Source organism: Pseudomonas sp. A25(2017) (assembly GCF_002001065.1).
GTDB classification, from domain to species: Bacteria; Pseudomonadota; Gammaproteobacteria; order Pseudomonadales; family Pseudomonadaceae; genus Aquipseudomonas; species Aquipseudomonas kilonensis.
In genome coordinates, this window is record NZ_MUOA01000089.1 from 63,561 (window position 1) to 79,094 (window position 15,534).

The following is a 15,534-nucleotide window of genomic DNA, read 5'->3' on the forward strand; positions in this document are numbered from 1 at the left end:
TTACGGACTAGCGACCTAGCGAAATTGCGCAAGGAATCGCAAGTCGTTGTCGAAGAACAGGCGCAAGTCATTCACACCGTAACGCAGCATGGCCAGGCGCTCGACGCCCATGCCGAAAGCAAAGCCGGAGAACTCTTCCGGATCGATCCCGGACATACGCAGCACGTTCGGGTGAACCATGCCGCAGCCCATGACTTCCAGCCAGCCAGTCTGCTTGCAGACGCGGCAGCCTTTGCCGCTGCACATCACGCATTCCATGTCGACTTCAGCCGACGGCTCGGTGAACGGGAAGTACGAAGGGCGGAAACGCACGGCCAGTTCTTTTTCGAAGAACACCCGCAGGAACTCTTCGATCGTGCCTTTCAGGTCGGCGAAATTGATGTCGCGATCAACCAGCAGGCCTTCGACCTGGTGGAACATCGGCGAGTGGGTGATATCGGAGTCGCTGCGGTACACACGGCCTGGGCAGACGATGCGGATCGGCGGCTGTTGCGATTCCATGGTGCGGACCTGTACCGGCGAGGTATGGGTGCGCAACAGCATGTTCGCGTTGAAATAGAAGGTGTCATGCATCGACCGGGCCGGGTGATGGCCTGGGATGTTGAGCGCTTCGAAGTTGTGGTAGTCGTCTTCGACCTCAGGGCCTTCGGCAATGCCGTAGCCGATGTGGGTGAAGAACTGCTCGATGCGTTCCAGCGTCCGGGTCACCGGATGCAGGCCACCGGAAGTCTGGCCACGGCCAGGCAGGGTCACGTCGATGGACTCGGCGGCGAGCTTGGCAGCCAGATCCGCCTCCTCGAACAACGCCTTGCGCGCATTGAGGACCTCTGTGACACGCTCCTTGGCAACGTTGATCAGCGCACCGACCTGCGGGCGCTCTTCGGCTGGCAGGTTCCCCAGGGTCTTCATCACCTGAGTCAACTCGCCCTTCTTGCCAAGGTAGTGAACCCGGATTTGCTCCAGGGCATTGATATCTTCAGCGCTTTGCACAGCCTCTAGTGCTTGAGCGACCAGCGCGTCCAGGTTTTCCATGTACAGACTCCAGATACGAAATAGGGGAAGAGCTTTAAGGCTCTTCCCCTATTTATGACGTTTGACACCTGGGCCCACAGATGTAGGCCCCGGTGACTGCCGGGGGTACTTAAGCCAAGGTGGCTTTAGCTTTCTCGACAATCGCAGCAAACGCCGCTTTTTCGTTCACTGCCAGATCAGCCAGAACCTTACGGTCGATCTCGATGGACGCTTTTTTCAGGCCAGCGATGAAACGGCTGTAGGACAGACCGTTAACACGAGCACCAGCATTGATACGAGCGATCCACAGAGCGCGGAACTGACGTTTTTTCTGACGACGGTCACGGTAGGCGTATTGGCCTGCCTTGATTACCGCTTGCTTGGCAACACGGAATACGCGGGAACGCGCGCCGTAGTAGCCTTTAGCAAGTTTCAGAATTTTTTTGTGACGCTTACGGGCAATGACGCCACGCTTTACACGAGCCATGAGTTACTTCCTCTATTCTTGATCCAAAAATTAACGAAGGCGCAGCATGCGCTCGACTTTTGCCACGTCAGACGGATGCAGCAAGCTGCTACCGCGCAGTTGACGCTTACGCTTGGTCGACATTTTGGTCAGGATGTGGCTCTTGAAAGCGTGCTTGTGCTTGATACCGTTAGCAGTTTTCAGAAACCGCTTAGCAGCACCACTTTTGGTCTTCATCTTTGGCATGTTCGGATACTCCGCATTCAGTTGATAAACATAATCGCAAGGCCTGCCGTGCCCTGGTGATTACTTCTTCTTTTTCGGGGCGATGACCATAATCAGCTGGCGTCCTTCCATCTTAGGATGCTGTTCGACCGAACCGTACTCGAGCAGGTCTTGTTCAACCCGCTTGAGGAGTTCCATCCCCAGCTCCTGGTGGGCCATCTCACGGCCGCGGAATCGCAAGGATACCTTGGCCCTGTCCCCATCACTCAGGAAACGTACCAGGTTGCGCAGTTTTACCTGGTAATCCCCTTCCTCCGTCCCTGGACGAAACTTGATTTCTTTTACCTGAATCTGCTTCTGGTTTTTCTTCGCCGCGGCAATCTGCTTCTTCTTCTCGAAGATCGACTTGCCGTAGTCCATCACCCGGCAAACCGGTGGGACTGCGTCTGCGGAAATTTCTACCAGATCAAGCTTGGCTTCTTCAGCAATACGAAGCGCTTCATCAATCGAGACGATGCCAATCTGCTCGCCGTCAGCGCCAATTAACCGAACCTCGCGTGCCGAGATATTCTCGTTGATCGGGGCTTTCGGTGCAGCTCGTTTATCTTGTCTCATTTCACGCTTAATAATAATTACTCCAAATCTGGGCGACCACGCCGGGAAACCGCTTGCGCGAGAAACTCAGCGAATTCGGCGACGGGCATCGAGCCCAGGTCAGCACCTTCACGAGTACGCACAGCGACAGTCTGCATCTCGACCTCCCGATCTCCGATAACCAAGAGAAAGGGAACCTTGAGCAAAGTATGCTCGCGGATTTTAAAGCCGATCTTTTCATTTCTCAAGTCGGACTTGGCACGAAATCCGCTTTGATTGAGAGTTTTTTCGACTTCGGCGGCAAAATCTGCCTGTTTATCAGTGATATTCATGATCACTGCCTGGGTCGGCGCCAGCCACGCAGGGAACGCACCCTCGTAGTGTTCGATCAGAATCCCGACGAAACGCTCGAACGAACCGAGGATCGCGCGGTGAAGCATGACCGGGTGCTTGCGACTGTTGTCTTCGGACACATATTCAGCGCCCAGACGGATCGGCAGGTTGAAATCGAGCTGCAAGGTACCACACTGCCACACACGACCGAGGCAATCTTTCAGCGAGAATTCGATCTTCGGACCATAGAAGGCCCCCTCGCCCGGCTGCAGGTCGTACGCAAGGCCCGCACTATCAAGGGCGGCGGCCAGGGCCGCTTCGGCGCGATCCCACAGCTCGTCGGAGCCAACGCGTTTTTCCGGACGAGTGGACAGCTTCATCTCGACTTCGGTGAAGCCGAAGTCACGATAGACGTCCATGGTCAGCTTGATGAACGCGGCGGATTCGGCCTGCATCTGCTCTTCGGTGCAGAAGATGTGTGCATCGTCCTGAGTGAATGCACGCACGCGCATGATGCCGTGCAGCGCACCCGACGGCTCGTTGCGGTGGCAGGCACCGAACTCGGCCAGGCGCATCGGCAGTTCGCGGTAGCTCTTCAAGCCCTGGTTGAACACCTGCACGTGGCAGGGGCAGTTCATCGGCTTGATGGCGTAGTCGCGGTTTTCCGACTGGGTGGTGAACATGTTGTCGGCGTAGTTGGCCCAGTGCCCGGATTTCTCCCACAGGCTGCGGTCCACTACTTGCGGCGTCTTGATTTCCAGATAGCCGTTCTCACGCTGAACCTGGCGCATGTACTGCTCGAGCACCTGGTACAGGGTCCAGCCGTTCGGGTGCCAGAACACCATGCCAGGGGACTCTTCCTGGGTATGGAACAGGCCCAGGCGCTTGCCGATCTTGCGGTGATCGCGCTTCTCGGCTTCTTCGATGCGCTGGATGTAGGCCGCCAGTTGCTTCTTGTCCGCCCAGGCAGTGCCATAGACGCGCTGCAACTGCTCGTTCTTCGCATCGCCACGCCAGTAGGCGCCGGACAGCTTGGTCAGCTTGAAGGATTTCAGGAAGCGCGTGTTCGGCACGTGCGGGCCACGGCACATGTCGACGTATTCTTCGTGGTAGTACAGGCCCATGGCCTGCTCGTCCGGCATGTCTTCCACCAGACGCAGCTTGTAGTCCTCGCCACGGGCCTTGAAGACTTCGATGACTTCGGCGCGCGGGGTGACTTTCTTGATGACGTCGTAATCTTTCTCGATCAGCTGCTGCATGCGCTGTTCGATGGCCGCCATGTCGTCCGGCGTGAAAGGACGCTCGAAGGCGATGTCGTAATAGAAGCCTTCGTCGATGACCGGACCGATGACCATCTTCGCGCTCGGGTACAGCTGCTTGACCGCATGGCCGACCAGGTGCGCGCAAGAGTGGCGAATGATCTCCAGCCCCTCTTCATCCTTTGGCGTGATGATTTGCAGCGTGGCGTCGCTGTCGATGACGTCACTGGCGTCGACCAGCTTGCCGTTGACCTTGCCGGCCAGGGTGGCCTTGGCCAGGCCCGCACCGATGGATGCGGCGACCTCGGCTACGGAAACCGGGTGATCGAATGAACGTTGACTGCCGTCGGGAAGAGTAATAGTTGGCATGGCGCCTCCTCTCCTAGTGGTGACCCCTACCAAAGGTCACGTGGGTTGGGATGAGCCAGTACAAGATCCAGTCCAGGCCATTCAATGACGAACGCCTGCCTTACAGCGGCAGGAGCCTTGCGGCCAACCGGGAAAACCGAACCAGAGTGACTGGGATTCAAATCAGGGTTATTTCGAACATTTGCCGCCGGGACGATTTGTCATCCGCAGCCTGGAAATACCCGAGCCCGGCATGCTAGCACAGATGAACGGTCATCGCCGCGCTCGAATTGAAGCAGGCGTAAATCCAGGGTTTTTATGCCAGAGTGCTGAACTGAACCGAGCGCAACGCCTCAGATATCAAGACATCGACCCGAAAGGAGCATCTTCGCATGCGTCTCAATACCCTGTTTGCAGTAGTCGCCCCCCTCGCCCTGCTGCTTCCACTGACCGCCCATGCCGACTGGCCCAAAGGCGAGCGCGAAAAATACATGGCCCAATGCACGGAGGCGGCAACGCCCCAGATCGGCCCGGCCGCTGCCAAGGCTCATTGCGCCTGTGGCGCCGATGCGATCAAGTCCTATCCCGCCTCGGACATCCAGGCCTTGATGGACAACAAGGCCACCCCGGAGCTGCAACAAAAGGCACTGGGCCAGATCGCAAAATGCAAGGCCGACAACAAGACGAAAAAGTGAGAAAGCAGGCTTCCTGAGCGGGCCCGGCAGGGTTGAAAAACACTGATTTCAGGCTTTTTTGAACGATTTATTCAGGTTTTACAGCTTTTTTTATCGTCTTTACTTTCGGCTGAAAGCCTTTAAAACCGGGCCTTTCAGCGGGTAAAGGCAGTAAAGTAAACACGACTGATTGGCAAACAGCGCGTCTGGGGGGGTCCCAAATCGAACATTTCGACTATGATACCCGGGTGTGCCCAGTTGGCCTGAGCAGCACAGTACACTGAAAATATATGTTTCTTGGAGATACACCATGTCTAATCGCCAAACCGGCACCGTTAAATGGTTCAACGATGAAAAAGGCTTCGGCTTCATCACTCCTCAAGGTGGCGGTGACGACCTGTTCGTACACTTCAAAGCTATCGAAAGCGACGGTTTCAAAAGCCTGAAAGAAGGCCAGACCGTTTCCTTCGTGGCTGAGAAAGGCCAAAAGGGTATGCAAGCTGCACAGGTTCGCGCTGAGTAATTTCTCCGCGTACTAAAAAACCCCGTCCATGTGACGGGGTTTTTTATGGGCGATTGAAAACCGGCAATCAGCCGCAGTTCACCCGGTTGACCACCAGGTTGGCATCGGTATTGAGGTTCAGGCGATCGGAGCGGTACTCAAGCGTCACCATGTCGTTGGGCTTGAGGATCCGGGCAATCTGCGCGCCGGCTCGGGTACGGGCCTGCTCCAGCAATTGTGGCGAGGCCTGCTTGCCAATGGCGAACTCGGCGCCCTTTGCCTCGCAGCGGCTGTGACCGGTCTCGGTCGCCACGGGTTCGGGGGTCGATTCCGAGGTGCTGCTGCAACCGCTCAAGACCACGGCGGCCAACAGAGTACTCAATGACGCGAGCTTCCAAGGCATGAAGCCTCCTTTTTTCTATAGGTAAACAGAGAGCGTGCGACAACCCAAACGGCGCTTGGTTTCAACACCACAGCCGTCGGCCTCGCTCATCCGGAAACCGGCAGTTTGCCTGAGCCGCCACTGCAGTTCAGACATGAATCGTGACTGGATATGAACACCGCTCAATAAACGTCGATGTAATCGAACGGGGGATTGGGCCAGTTATCCTTCAGCGCATTGTAGATCTGCATGACCCAGACCTCGTCGCTGGCAGCGACCCGTCCGACGTATCCCGAGCCCTTGGCCCAGGTCTCGAGCCGAAACAGCAAACCATCGATGTCAGCGCCACCGACCACACCCGAGGACAAATAGGCGATACCGCCCTTGGTCACGCGCAGCTGGGTATGCTCGTCATCACTGGCCGAGGCCAGCAATTGACGAACCGCCTCTAGGGTCAGGCCATCCGGAGCGTTCAAATCGATCTGCACGGCGGGGCTCCTTTAAAAACAAAAAAAAGAGTGTCGCACAGCCCTCCTCCAATGCCTAAGTCGCAGTGCCAAACCGAGGGCAAAAATGCTTAACTCCACTTACAGCCCTCCAACTCGCGAGCCCTACCATGAGCACCGTCAGCATCGAAGCCACCATCAATGCCAAATGGTCGGAGGGCCATAGCTCCTATAGCCCGAGCAGCCCCGAGGAATTGGCAATCATCGGCATAGAATTGCTGGTGAGGGAACTGGGGACGGAGGTCGCCCGCAACTTCATCCAGCAGGCATTCGAACGCTACCCGAGCGTCGTCGACACCGTGGACTGATGCTCACGCACCCGCAGGCCCAACCTGCGGGCGCACAGCCAGGCAGGTTACTTGAGGCGCGCCAGGCGCTCGGTCAGCAGGTCGAAGAAGCCCTGGGCATCACCGTTTTCCACCCAGAACGCGTTCTTCGGCGCTTTCAGGCCATCGTACCAGTCGACGATGGTCTGCCCGAACGTCGGGCCCTCGCGACTGTCCACCACGACATTGACCGAACGGCCAGTGAACAACTGCGGCTTGAGCAGGTAGGCAATCACCGTCGCGTCATGCACCGGCCCGCCCGTCATGCCGTAGTGCTCCATGTCGCCCTTGACGTATTCGTTGAGGATATCGCCCACCAGCTTGCTGGCATTGTTGTTCAGCGCCGCGATCTGCTTCAGGCGCGCTTCGCTGGTGAGGATCTTGTGGGTCACGTCCAGCGGCAGGTACGTCAGCTTCACGCCGCTCTTGGCCACCACCTCGGCCGCCTGCGGGTCGGCGAACAGATTGAATTCCGCCACCGGCGTGATATTGCCGCCGTTGAAATGCGCACCGCCCATGATCACCACTTCCTTGATGCCCTGGACGATGTCGGGCTCCTGCACCAGCGCCAGGGCCAGGTTGGTCTGCGGGCCCAGCATGGCAATGGTGATGCTGTGGGGCTTGGCCGCCTTGAGGGTGTCGATCAGGTAGTTGACGGCATTGCCCTCGGCCAGCCCCTTCTTCGGCTCGTGCACGGTGACACCCGACAGGCCTTCCTTGCCATGGATGTTTTCCGCGTAGATCGGCGTGCGCATCAACGGTTTCGGCGCACCAGCGTAGACCGGCACGTCTTCGCGCCCCGCCCATTCCCGCGCCAGGCGAGCGTTGCGAGAGGTCTTGTCCAGGCGCACATTGCCGGCGACAGTGGTCAGCGCACGGATATGCAGCTCCTCGGGTGACGCCAGGGCGAACAACAGCGCCACCACGTCATCGGCCCCTGGATCGGTGTCGATGATCAGGTCGATCTTTTCCGCCGCCTGGGCGCTCGTTGCGGTGATCAATGACAAAAGCAGCAGACTCCGGATCAGTTGATGCATTTTCTGAGCATAGCGGTGCATGGCGCACTCCTTGTGCAAGGTTGAACAGGGTTAGAACGTCACTCCAGCGACCAGCACGATATTGCAGTACGGAGAGCACTCGCCTGTGCGAATGATCGCCCGCGCCTGTCGGCTGATGACCTTGAATTGTTCATGGCTGACCAGCACCCGCTCGCCCAGCGCACCCTCGGCATGCAGCGCCTCCAGGGCCGCCAGGGCCAATGGTTGTTTTTCGAGGATCTCCTCGGCCAGGACATGGCTTTCCACCTGCATTTCGCTGAGCACCACCTTCAAGGTACTGACGAAGTCAGGAATGCCATGGGTCAGGGCCAGGTCGATCAATTCGACCTGGGGCGGCACGGGCAGGCCGGCATCACCGATGACCACCTTGTCGCCATGGCCCAGGGAAGCGATCAGTCGTGACAGTGCCACATTCAACAACGGTGTCTTTTTCATGATTTGAAAGCCTGTACTTCCAGCAACGTGGGGATTGAAGGCTGCGCGCCCGCGCGGGTGACCGACAGCGCGGCGGCGGCCTGGCCGAAACGAATCGCGTCGACCTCGCTTTTGCCGCTCGCCAGGGCTGCCGCGAAACCGCCGACAAAGGTGTCTCCGGCCGCCGTGGTGTCCACGGCCTTGACCCGCGGGGCCGGGAAGTGCTCGAAGCGGGCACCGTTGGCGAACACCAGCCCCTGGGCACCCAGGGTCACGATCACCTTGCCAGAGCCGGCGGCGATCAGATGCGCCGCGGCGGCTTCGGCGGTTTCCAGGGAATCCACCGCCAGCCCGCTCAAGACCGCTGCTTCGCTTTCATTGGGAATCAGGTAGTCGATGCAGGCGTACCAGTCGGCCGGCAACGTCCGGGAGGCTGGCGCCGGGTTGAGGATGACGATTTTGCCCAACTCACGAGCGCGCTTGAGGGCGTGGCCGACGGTGGCATCCGGCACTTCGAGCTGGCAGATGATGACATCGGCGCCTTGCAGCACTTCATCGACACGGTCCAGGACCTCGGCGGTGAGCGCGCCGTTGGCACCGGCAACGATAACGATCGCATTCTGGCTGTTGTCGTCGACGACGATCAGCGCCACGCCGCTGGCCCCCTCCACCACGCTGACCGCCTGGCAGTCGATGCCCTCGGCCAACAGCCCGCCACGCAATTGTTCGCCGTAGGCATCATTGCCCACGCAACCGACCATCGATACCTGCGCCCCCAGGCGCGCGGCGGCCACCGCCTGGTTGGCACCCTTGCCGCCCGGGATGGTTGCGAACGACTCGCCGATCAGTGTTTCACCACCGCGCGGCAGACGCGGCGCCCGGGTCACCAGGTCCATGTTCAGGCTGCCTATTACCACTACTTTTGCTGGCATACATCACTACTCATCAATTCGGTTCAGCGGTATTGGGCGAATGTACCGGACAGCGGCGCAGTCGACTCCCGCAGGACAATACTCGGCGTCACAATCCGCTGGTCGGTGGCAAGGCTCGGTGTCGCGATACGCAGCAGCAGCACTTCGGCCGCCATCTCGCCGAGCTGCAGGATCGACTGCCCGACCGTGGTCAACGCCGGGTAGACATAACGGCTCATCTGGATGTCATCGAAACCGATGACCGACAGTTCGCTGGGCACGCGCACGTTGCGTTCAGCCGCGGCGCGCAGCACACCGATGCCGATCATGTCGTTGGCCGCAAAGATCGCGCTGGGCGGATGCTGTTCAAGCAGTTGCGCGGCGGCGCGGTAGCCACCGGTACTGGTGAAATCGCTCTCGAGCATGCGCCCGACGGGCAGCTCGATCCCAGCCTCTTTCAGCGCACGGCAGTAACCGGCCAGACGCATTTGCGCCACGCTGGTATTGGCCGGGCCACCGATAAAGGCGATATCGCGATGGCCCAGCTCCAGCAGGTGCCGGGTCGCCAGGTAGGCGCCGTATTCATGATCGATACGCACAAGGTCTGCGTCGACGCCATCGAGCCCGCGGTCGACGATCACCATGGGCGTGCGCACGTTGGCCAGCCCCTCGGCCAGGCCGACATCGCCGCCGGCGGACGCGAAAATCAGGCCATCGATGCGTTTTTCCAACAGCACCCGCAGGTAGCTGCGTTGCTTGTCCGGGTTGTCGTCGGAGTTGCACAGGATCACGCAGTAGCCGTTGCGCTCACAATAATCCTCGATGCCCCGGGCCAACTCGGCAAAGTAAGGGTTGAGGCTGTTGGGCACCAGCAGGCCGATGGTCGCCGTGGTCTTGGCCTTGAGCGACCGGGCCACGGCGCTGGGCACGTAGTCCAGGCGTTCGATGGCCGCTTCGACCTTGAGTCGCACTTCCTCGCTGACCGGCCGCGTCTTGTTCACCACGTGGGACACGGTGGTGTAGGAAATTCCGGCGAGCGCTGCTACATCCTTGATCGTCGCCATGGTTCAGCCCCGCCGACTGGCGCGCTGGCTGCGATAGGTATCGAGCACGACCGCCACCACGATCACCGCGCCAGTAATGATGCGCTTGGTCGGCTCAGTGGCGCCGATTTGCGCCAGGCCCGCCGCCAGCACGGAGATGATCAGCACGCCAAAGAAGGTACTGATGACCGAACCGCGGCCACCCATCAGGCTGGTGCCGCCAATGACCACGGCAGCGATGACTTGCAGCTCAAGCCCCGAACCGGCGTTCGGATCCGCCGCCTCCAGACGCGAAATCTGGAACAGCGCGGCCACACCGGCCAGCAAGCCCATCAGGCTGAACACCAGGATTTTGTAAGGCTTGGGATTGATACCGGCCAGGCGCACGGCCTCTTCATTGGTGCCGATGCCGATCAGGTAGCGGCCGAACACCGTACGGGTCAGCACCGCCTGGGCAATGAAGATCACCAGCAAGGCAATGATGAACGAAGGTGAAATGCCAAAGGCGATGGGGTTGGACAACCAGGCGAACGAGTCGCCGATGTAGGCGGTCCGCGAACCGGTCATCTGGTACGCCAGGCCCCGGGCCATCTCCAGCACGCCGAGGGAGACGATGAACGATGGAATCCGCCACGCCACGGTAATCGAACCGGTGACCGTACCCGCCAGCGCCGCCACGGCCATGCCGAGCAAGGCCGATGGCCAGACGCTCCAGCCCCAGCCAAGCACGGCCACGCTGACCGTCGATGCGGCCAGCGCCAGCACCGACCCCACCGACAGGTCGATGCCACCGATGATCAGGATGAACGTCATGCCGACCGCCAGCACCATGAGGTCCGGAATCTGGTTGGCCAAAGTGCTGAAGGTGTCATAGGACAAAAAATGGCTGCTCAGGGCCGAGAACAGCGCGATCATGGCCAGCAGCGCGCCAGCCAGGCCCAGGTAGGTCCCGAGGCCATAGAAATTGCCACTCGATTTGCCGACGGCAGATGCGGTTTTCATGAAAAATCCCTAGGCGCTGCTTCGTTGAGCAACGCATCACGTTTCTGGTAGCCGGCGAATGCGGCGGCAAGCAAGTCATCCTGGGTCCAGCTGTCGCGCTCGAAGGTGTCGATCAAGCGTCCGGCGGACAGCACGCCGATCCGGTCACAGATCAACATCAGCTCCCGCAGGTCACTGGACACCACGACCAGCGCCTTGCCCTGGCGAGTCAGCTCGCCGAGCAGCGCATAGATGTCGAATTTGGCGCCGACGTCGATACCACGGGTCGGCTCATCGAACAACATGACCGCGCAATCGCGTTCGAGCCAACGCCCGATCACCACTTTCTGCTGGTTGCCGCCCGACAACTCGGACACCAACTGGGTCGGGCTGGAACTGCGGATACGCATGGCGTCGACCTGCCGCTGCGCCAAGGCCAGTTCGGCGCTGCCATTGACCAGGCCGGCGCGGGAAATCTCCGGCATGTTGCCCAGGGCAATGTTGGCGGCGATGGATTGGGTCAGCAGCAGGCCTTCACCCTTGCGGTCTTCGGTGATCAACGCAATGCCATGGGCCACCGCATCGGACGGAGAGCGAATGCTCACGACCTGGGCCGGCGAACCCAGCGCCACCGTGCCACTGTCAGCGGTATCGGCACCGAAGATCAGCCGCAACAGTTCGGTGCGCCCTGCCCCGATCAGACCGGAGATGCCGAAGATCTCGCCACTGCGCACTTCAAAGGACACGTCGCGGACCTTGTCCGAGCGTGTCAGGCCTTTAACGGTCAGCGCCGGCGCGCCGATCTGGCGTGGGCCCAGGTCGATATGCTCGCCCAGCTCCCGGCCAACCATCAGGGTCACCAGTTGCTCGCTGTCGTAGTTGGCCATCGGCTCGACGCAGACCAGGTTGCCATCACGCAGCACGGCAATGCGCTGGGCGACCCGCGCCAGTTCTTCAAGGCGATGGGAAATGTAGATGATCGACACGCCGCGGGCCTGCAAGCGGGTGATCTGCTCAAAGAGCATTTCGACTTCGCGGGCCGTGAGCATGGCGGTCGGCTCATCGAGAATCAGCACATGGCAATCGCCAATCAGGTTGCGGGCGATCTCGACCATCTGCTGGTGACCGATCCCCAGCTCGCCAACCAGCGTGTCGGGATCGATTGCATCGAGCCCCACCTGGGCCATGGCCTCGATGGCCGCCTTGCGCAATTGCTTGCGACTGATCCAGCCGCCGTGGCTGGGCAGGTTGTCGAGAAACAGGTTTTCGGCCACGGAAAGGGTTGGCAGCAGGTTGAGTTCCTGCATCACCATGCGCACGCCCAGCTCTTCAGCCTGGGTCCGGCTGCCAGGGCGATAATCCTGACCTTGAAATTGCATCTGCCCGGTCGTCGGCGTCACCAGCCCGCCGATGATCTTGGACAAGGTGCTTTTGCCGGCGCCATTTTCGCCGGTCAGCGCCAGCACTTCACCGCGCATCAACGTCAGGTTGATGTCGGTCAGTACCGGTTGGGCATAGGTCTTGCCGATACCGCTGACGCACAGGACAGCGTTCGGGTCGCGAACGGACATAACAAACTCTCCAATGCGCTCGCCCGGAGGGGCGAGCACCGTTGTGTCGCCAGGATAACTACTTGGTCACCAGCTCGACCGGAGTTTCGATAACGCCGTGGGTGCCGCTGTCGACTTTTTCGCCCTTGAGCATCTTCAAGGCCGTCTCGATGCCGAAGACCGCTTGCTTGGCGGCGAACTGGTCGGCCGTCGCCAGGACACGACCGTCCTTGAGCATCGGCTTGATGGCATTGATGTTGTCGTAGCCGACCACCTGCACCTTGCCCGCCTTGCCCGCCGCGCGCACGGCCGACACAGCGCCGACCGCCATGCTGTCGTTACCGGCCAGCAGTGCCTTGATGTTCGGGTATTCGCTGAGCATCGACGCGGCAACCTGGTTGCCCTTGTTGATTTCCCAGTCGCCCGATTGCAGGGAAACGACCTTGACCTGCGCCGCTTCCATCGCATCCTTGAAGCCCGCAGTGCGTGCCTGGGCATTGGTGGTGGTGGACACGCCTTCGATGATGCCGACTTCGTCACCGGCCTTGAGTTGCTTGGCCAGGTACTCGCCCACCAGGCGCGCACCCTTGCGGTTGTCCGGGCCTACGAACGGCACGTTGATGTTCTTGCTTTTGACGACGGCCGGATCGAGCTGGTTATCGATGTTGATCACGGTGATGCCAGCGTCGACGGCTTTCTTGATCACCGGCACCATGGCCTTGGAATCCGCTGGCGCGATAATCAGCGCATCGACCTTGGACACGATCATCTGCTCGACGATGCGGATCTGGTTGGCGGTGTCGGTTTCATCCTTGATCCCGTTGGAGATCAGATCGAAATCGGCGGAGTGTTCCTTCTGATACGCCTTGGCGCCGTCTTCCATGGTCAGGAAGAACTCGTTGGCCAGGGATTTCATGACCAGGGCGACCTTGGGTTTTTCTGTGGTCTGGGCGAATGCCGAGGAGATAGGCAGCGCAGCGGATGCGGCCGCGAGCATGGCAACAGCGAGAAGGCGTCCAGCGAATGGCAACTTCATGGGTTCACTCCGATCTTATGATTATTGTGAGCAAATCAATGCACGGAACGCCGCGCAAACGTTTGCGTGAAGTGAACTATGGTAAGGCTTCGGGGATTTGTCAACGTTGCGGTTTGATCCGCAACGTCGCGGCTCAACGTCCAAGCTCAGGCCGTCGTATTGACCACCGTACCCGAACTGGCGCCCTTTGCCAGCTCCGTGACCAAACGGCCGGTGACCTCCAGCAACGCACCACTGGTGTCGGCGACCTGTCCCTGAATCGCCATGACCGCCGAGGTCTTGGCTTCCGGGGTTGGATAGGTCTGCGCCTGTGCGGCGGCCAGTTGTTGCTGCTGCTCCCTGAGCTGTTGCTGAAGCTCTTGCATCCGCTTGAGCAAAATCTGGACGGCAATGCTCTGGGTGCTGCCGCTCTCTTGCGCCTGATCGGTCGCTTCAGCGCCCGTACCCGTACGGACCTGGCCGGGCGTTGGCGTCTCGCCAAGGGCCTCATCGGCGGCCTCGGTACTCGCCTCGTTCAAGGCCTTCAGGGTGGCTGCGGACTGACCGCCAATGGTCACGGCCGCCGCATTGGGAAAGCCGATAGAAAACGACATGACAAAACTCCATGGATGGGATTCCTACGCAGGACATCGCCCGCCGAGGCAATTTCTTTAGCGCTCGCGCAAATCCGCCACAGGCCAGAGCGGTTGAGCCACCCGTTTATTCCAGACAATAAAAAATTCCTTTCTCCTACACCAAAACGAAAAAAGCGCTGTCAGACGATTTTCTTGAATTTTAAGTAGTTGCGTAAACGCCTACGGTTAAATACTGTATGCACGTACAGCTTAATAAGGATAATCCTGTGGCCCCGCCCTCCGCTGCAACTACCCCCTTAGATTCCTATACGCGACTCGGCCTGCGGGTCTCGAAAATCATCAACGCCCCCACCGCGCAAAAAGCCAAGGCAGCCCTGATCTTCCGTCTTCCCGACGAGCCGGTGGATGAGTGGGAGCGCCTGCTGGAAGAAATCGACGAGAACGACAACGTGACCCTCGCCTATCGCGACGATGGTGGTGTGCAGGTTTTCTGGGTTGTGCCGAAGGAAGATTGAGTCTGATGAGTGTTCGCTGTTTAGCTTTTTTGCTTGTGTTTATCGCCATGGGCGCACAGGCCGGTGCGCCGCGCACCTTCAACGAAGCCAAGAAAGTCGCCTGGAAACTCTACGCACCGCAATCCACCGAGTTCTACTGTGGCTGCAAATACACCGGCAATCGCGTGAACCTGGCCGCCTGCGGCTATGTACCGCGCAAGAATGCCAGCCGCGCCGCCCGCATTGAATGGGAACATATTGTCCCGGCGTGGCAGATCGGCCATCAGCGTCAATGCTGGCAACAAGGTGGTCGCAAGAACTGCACCCGCTATGACCCGGTCTATCAACGGGCCGAGGCCGACCTGCACAACCTGGTGCCGAGCATCGGGGAAGTGAACGGTGATCGCAGCAATTTCAGTTTCGGCTGGTTGCCGGTGCAGAAGGGTCAGTACGGCTCATGCCTGACCCAAGTGGATTTCAAGGCCAAGAAGGTCATGCCCCGCCCTTCTATCCGAGGGATGATCGCCCGGACCTATTTCTACATGAGCAAGCAATATGGCCTGCGCCTCTCGAAACAGGACCGGCGCCTGTATGAAGCCTGGGACAAGACCTACCCGGTCGAAAGCTGGGAGCGTCAGCGCAACCAGAGCGTGGCATGCGTCATGGGCCGTGGGAACGAGTTCGTGGGGCCGGTGAATTTGAAGGCCTGCGGCTGAGCTGACATTCGTGAACAGCACAAAACCCACTGTGGGAGCGAGCTTGCTCGCGATAGGGGCATGTCAGTCAACATCGACATTGGCTGATCCACCGCTATCGCGAGCAAGCTCGCTCCCACAGGTTTTGTGG

The 15,534-nt window shown here is 59.7% G+C and carries 20 protein-coding genes; 5 read left to right on the forward strand and 15 right to left on the reverse strand.

The features are described 5' to 3' along the window. Positions 1-15: 15 nt before the first annotated feature. The 5 genes from pheS to thrS form a co-directional block, all read right to left on the reverse strand. The gene (gene pheS / locus B0E42_RS22750; protein WP_003203624.1) at positions 16-1,032 is read right to left on the reverse strand and encodes a phenylalanine--tRNA ligase subunit alpha; all 1,017 of its coding nucleotides are present in this window, start codon (positions 1,030-1,032) and stop codon (positions 16-18) included. 109 nt (positions 1,033-1,141) lie between these two features. Beyond that, complete coding sequence (gene rplT / locus B0E42_RS22755) at positions 1,142-1,498, reverse strand: 50S ribosomal protein L20 (protein WP_002553161.1); 357 nt, start codon at positions 1,496-1,498, stop codon at positions 1,142-1,144. Positions 1,499-1,528: 30 nt separating this feature from the next. Further along, positions 1,529-1,723, reverse strand: a complete 195-nt coding sequence (gene rpmI, locus B0E42_RS22760) for a 50S ribosomal protein L35 (protein WP_002553160.1) — start codon at positions 1,721-1,723, stop codon at positions 1,529-1,531. A gap of 60 nt (positions 1,724-1,783) precedes the next feature. Then, positions 1,784-2,335 carry a translation initiation factor IF-3 gene (gene infC, locus B0E42_RS22765; protein ID WP_169432615.1) on the reverse strand — a complete coding sequence of 184 codons (552 nt, stop codon included), beginning with the start codon at positions 2,333-2,335 and terminating at the stop codon, positions 1,784-1,786. Then, positions 2,335-4,257: a threonine--tRNA ligase gene (gene thrS, locus B0E42_RS22770; protein ID WP_014337550.1), complete on the reverse strand. Its 1,923-nt coding sequence runs from the start codon at positions 4,255-4,257 to the stop codon at positions 2,335-2,337. The genes infC and thrS overlap by 1 nt, the downstream gene beginning before the upstream one ends. 371 nt (positions 4,258-4,628) lie before the next feature. Here thrS and B0E42_RS22775 point away from each other — a divergent pair, with 371 nt between their 5' ends. After that, positions 4,629-4,931, forward strand: coding sequence for a hypothetical protein (locus B0E42_RS22775; protein ID WP_018608945.1), 303 nt, complete (start codon positions 4,629-4,631; stop codon positions 4,929-4,931). Positions 4,932-5,220: 289 nt separating this feature from the next. After that, a complete protein-coding gene (locus tag B0E42_RS22780; protein WP_007905882.1) occupies positions 5,221-5,433 on the forward strand; it encodes a cold-shock protein in 213 nt (70 codons plus the stop codon). A 67-nt stretch (positions 5,434-5,500) separates the two neighbouring features. On the opposite strand, the gene B0E42_RS22785 is transcribed toward B0E42_RS22780, so the two are convergent. Beyond that, positions 5,501-5,815, reverse strand: a complete 315-nt coding sequence (locus tag B0E42_RS22785; protein ID WP_003203630.1) for an I78 family peptidase inhibitor — start codon at positions 5,813-5,815, stop codon at positions 5,501-5,503. A 161-nt stretch (positions 5,816-5,976) separates the two neighbouring features. Continuing rightward, positions 5,977-6,282, reverse strand: a complete 306-nt coding sequence (locus B0E42_RS22790; protein ID WP_003203632.1) for a hypothetical protein — start codon at positions 6,280-6,282, stop codon at positions 5,977-5,979. 128 nt (positions 6,283-6,410) lie between these two features. Between B0E42_RS22790 and B0E42_RS22795 the strand changes: the two genes are divergently transcribed. Then, positions 6,411-6,608, forward strand: a complete 198-nt coding sequence (locus B0E42_RS22795; RefSeq protein ID WP_018608935.1) for a hypothetical protein — start codon at positions 6,411-6,413, stop codon at positions 6,606-6,608. Between the two features lie 47 nt (positions 6,609-6,655). Here the strand turns inward: B0E42_RS22795 and B0E42_RS22800 are convergent, their stop codons facing one another. The 8 genes from B0E42_RS22800 to B0E42_RS22835 form a co-directional block, all read right to left on the reverse strand. Continuing rightward, a complete protein-coding gene (locus B0E42_RS22800) occupies positions 6,656-7,684 on the reverse strand; it encodes a nucleoside hydrolase (protein WP_003203636.1) in 1,029 nt (342 codons plus the stop codon). A gap of 30 nt (positions 7,685-7,714) precedes the next feature. Continuing rightward, positions 7,715-8,119, reverse strand: coding sequence for a D-ribose pyranase (rbsD, locus tag B0E42_RS22805; RefSeq protein WP_077507581.1), 405 nt, complete (start codon positions 8,117-8,119; stop codon positions 7,715-7,717). Beyond that, positions 8,116-9,030 carry a ribokinase gene (gene rbsK / locus B0E42_RS22810; RefSeq protein ID WP_077507584.1) on the reverse strand — a complete coding sequence of 305 codons (915 nt, stop codon included), beginning with the start codon at positions 9,028-9,030 and terminating at the stop codon, positions 8,116-8,118. Before rbsK ends, rbsD begins: the two co-directional genes overlap by 4 nt. A 23-nt stretch (positions 9,031-9,053) precedes the next feature. Then, the gene (locus B0E42_RS22815; RefSeq protein WP_077507587.1) at positions 9,054-10,073 is read right to left on the reverse strand and encodes a LacI family DNA-binding transcriptional regulator; all 1,020 of its coding nucleotides are present in this window, start codon (positions 10,071-10,073) and stop codon (positions 9,054-9,056) included. A gap of 3 nt (positions 10,074-10,076) precedes the next feature. Further along, positions 10,077-11,054 (reverse strand): ABC transporter permease, encoded by a 978-nt coding sequence (locus tag B0E42_RS22820; protein WP_018608928.1) that lies wholly within the window; start codon positions 11,052-11,054, stop codon positions 10,077-10,079. Next, positions 11,051-12,604 carry a sugar ABC transporter ATP-binding protein gene (locus tag B0E42_RS22825; RefSeq protein WP_018608927.1) on the reverse strand — a complete coding sequence of 518 codons (1,554 nt, stop codon included), beginning with the start codon at positions 12,602-12,604 and terminating at the stop codon, positions 11,051-11,053. Before B0E42_RS22825 ends, B0E42_RS22820 begins: the two co-directional genes overlap by 4 nt. Before the next feature lie 58 nt (positions 12,605-12,662). Beyond that, entirely contained in the window at positions 12,663-13,619 is a 957-nt protein-coding gene (locus B0E42_RS22830; RefSeq protein ID WP_018608925.1) for a sugar ABC transporter substrate-binding protein, read from the reverse strand. 146 nt (positions 13,620-13,765) lie between these two features. Beyond that, positions 13,766-14,212, reverse strand: coding sequence for a hypothetical protein (locus tag B0E42_RS22835; RefSeq protein WP_018608922.1), 447 nt, complete (start codon positions 14,210-14,212; stop codon positions 13,766-13,768). A gap of 218 nt (positions 14,213-14,430) precedes the next feature. Between B0E42_RS22835 and B0E42_RS22840 the strand changes: the two genes are divergently transcribed. After that, entirely contained in the window at positions 14,431-14,709 is a 279-nt protein-coding gene (locus B0E42_RS22840; RefSeq protein WP_033033092.1) for a DUF1654 domain-containing protein, read from the forward strand. 5 nt (positions 14,710-14,714) lie between these two features. Continuing rightward, the gene (locus B0E42_RS22845; RefSeq protein ID WP_053180560.1) at positions 14,715-15,404 is read left to right on the forward strand and encodes an endonuclease; all 690 of its coding nucleotides are present in this window, start codon (positions 14,715-14,717) and stop codon (positions 15,402-15,404) included. The last annotated feature ends 130 nt before the right edge of the window (positions 15,405-15,534 follow it).

Coding starts and splice junctions, on each gene's coding strand:
- pheS (WP_003203624.1), bottom strand. CDS start 1,032: ATGGAAAACCTGGACGCGCTGGTCGCTCAAGCACTAGAGGCTGTGCAA.
- rplT (WP_002553161.1), bottom strand. CDS start 1,498: ATGGCTCGTGTAAAGCGTGGCGTCATTGCCCGTAAGCGTCACAAAAAA.
- rpmI (WP_002553160.1), bottom strand. CDS start 1,723: ATGCCAAAGATGAAGACCAAAAGTGGTGCTGCTAAGCGGTTTCTGAAA.
- thrS (WP_014337550.1), bottom strand. CDS start 4,257: ATGCCAACTATTACTCTTCCCGACGGCAGTCAACGTTCATTCGATCAC.
- B0E42_RS22775 (WP_018608945.1), top strand. CDS start 4,629: ATGCGTCTCAATACCCTGTTTGCAGTAGTCGCCCCCCTCGCCCTGCTG.
- B0E42_RS22780 (WP_007905882.1), top strand. CDS start 5,221: ATGTCTAATCGCCAAACCGGCACCGTTAAATGGTTCAACGATGAAAAA.
- B0E42_RS22785 (WP_003203630.1), bottom strand. CDS start 5,815: ATGCCTTGGAAGCTCGCGTCATTGAGTACTCTGTTGGCCGCCGTGGTC.
- B0E42_RS22795 (WP_018608935.1), top strand. CDS start 6,411: ATGAGCACCGTCAGCATCGAAGCCACCATCAATGCCAAATGGTCGGAG.
- B0E42_RS22800 (WP_003203636.1), bottom strand. CDS start 7,684: ATGCACCGCTATGCTCAGAAAATGCATCAACTGATCCGGAGTCTGCTG.
- rbsD (WP_077507581.1), bottom strand. CDS start 8,119: ATGAAAAAGACACCGTTGTTGAATGTGGCACTGTCACGACTGATCGCT.
- rbsK (WP_077507584.1), bottom strand. CDS start 9,030: ATGCCAGCAAAAGTAGTGGTAATAGGCAGCCTGAACATGGACCTGGTG.
- B0E42_RS22815 (WP_077507587.1), bottom strand. CDS start 10,073: ATGGCGACGATCAAGGATGTAGCAGCGCTCGCCGGAATTTCCTACACC.
- B0E42_RS22820 (WP_018608928.1), bottom strand. CDS start 11,054: ATGAAAACCGCATCTGCCGTCGGCAAATCGAGTGGCAATTTCTATGGC.
- B0E42_RS22825 (WP_018608927.1), bottom strand. CDS start 12,604: ATGTCCGTTCGCGACCCGAACGCTGTCCTGTGCGTCAGCGGTATCGGC.
- B0E42_RS22830 (WP_018608925.1), bottom strand. CDS start 13,619: ATGAAGTTGCCATTCGCTGGACGCCTTCTCGCTGTTGCCATGCTCGCG.
- B0E42_RS22835 (WP_018608922.1), bottom strand. CDS start 14,212: ATGTCGTTTTCTATCGGCTTTCCCAATGCGGCGGCCGTGACCATTGGC.
- B0E42_RS22840 (WP_033033092.1), top strand. CDS start 14,431: ATGCACGTACAGCTTAATAAGGATAATCCTGTGGCCCCGCCCTCCGCT.
- B0E42_RS22845 (WP_053180560.1), top strand. CDS start 14,715: ATGAGTGTTCGCTGTTTAGCTTTTTTGCTTGTGTTTATCGCCATGGGC.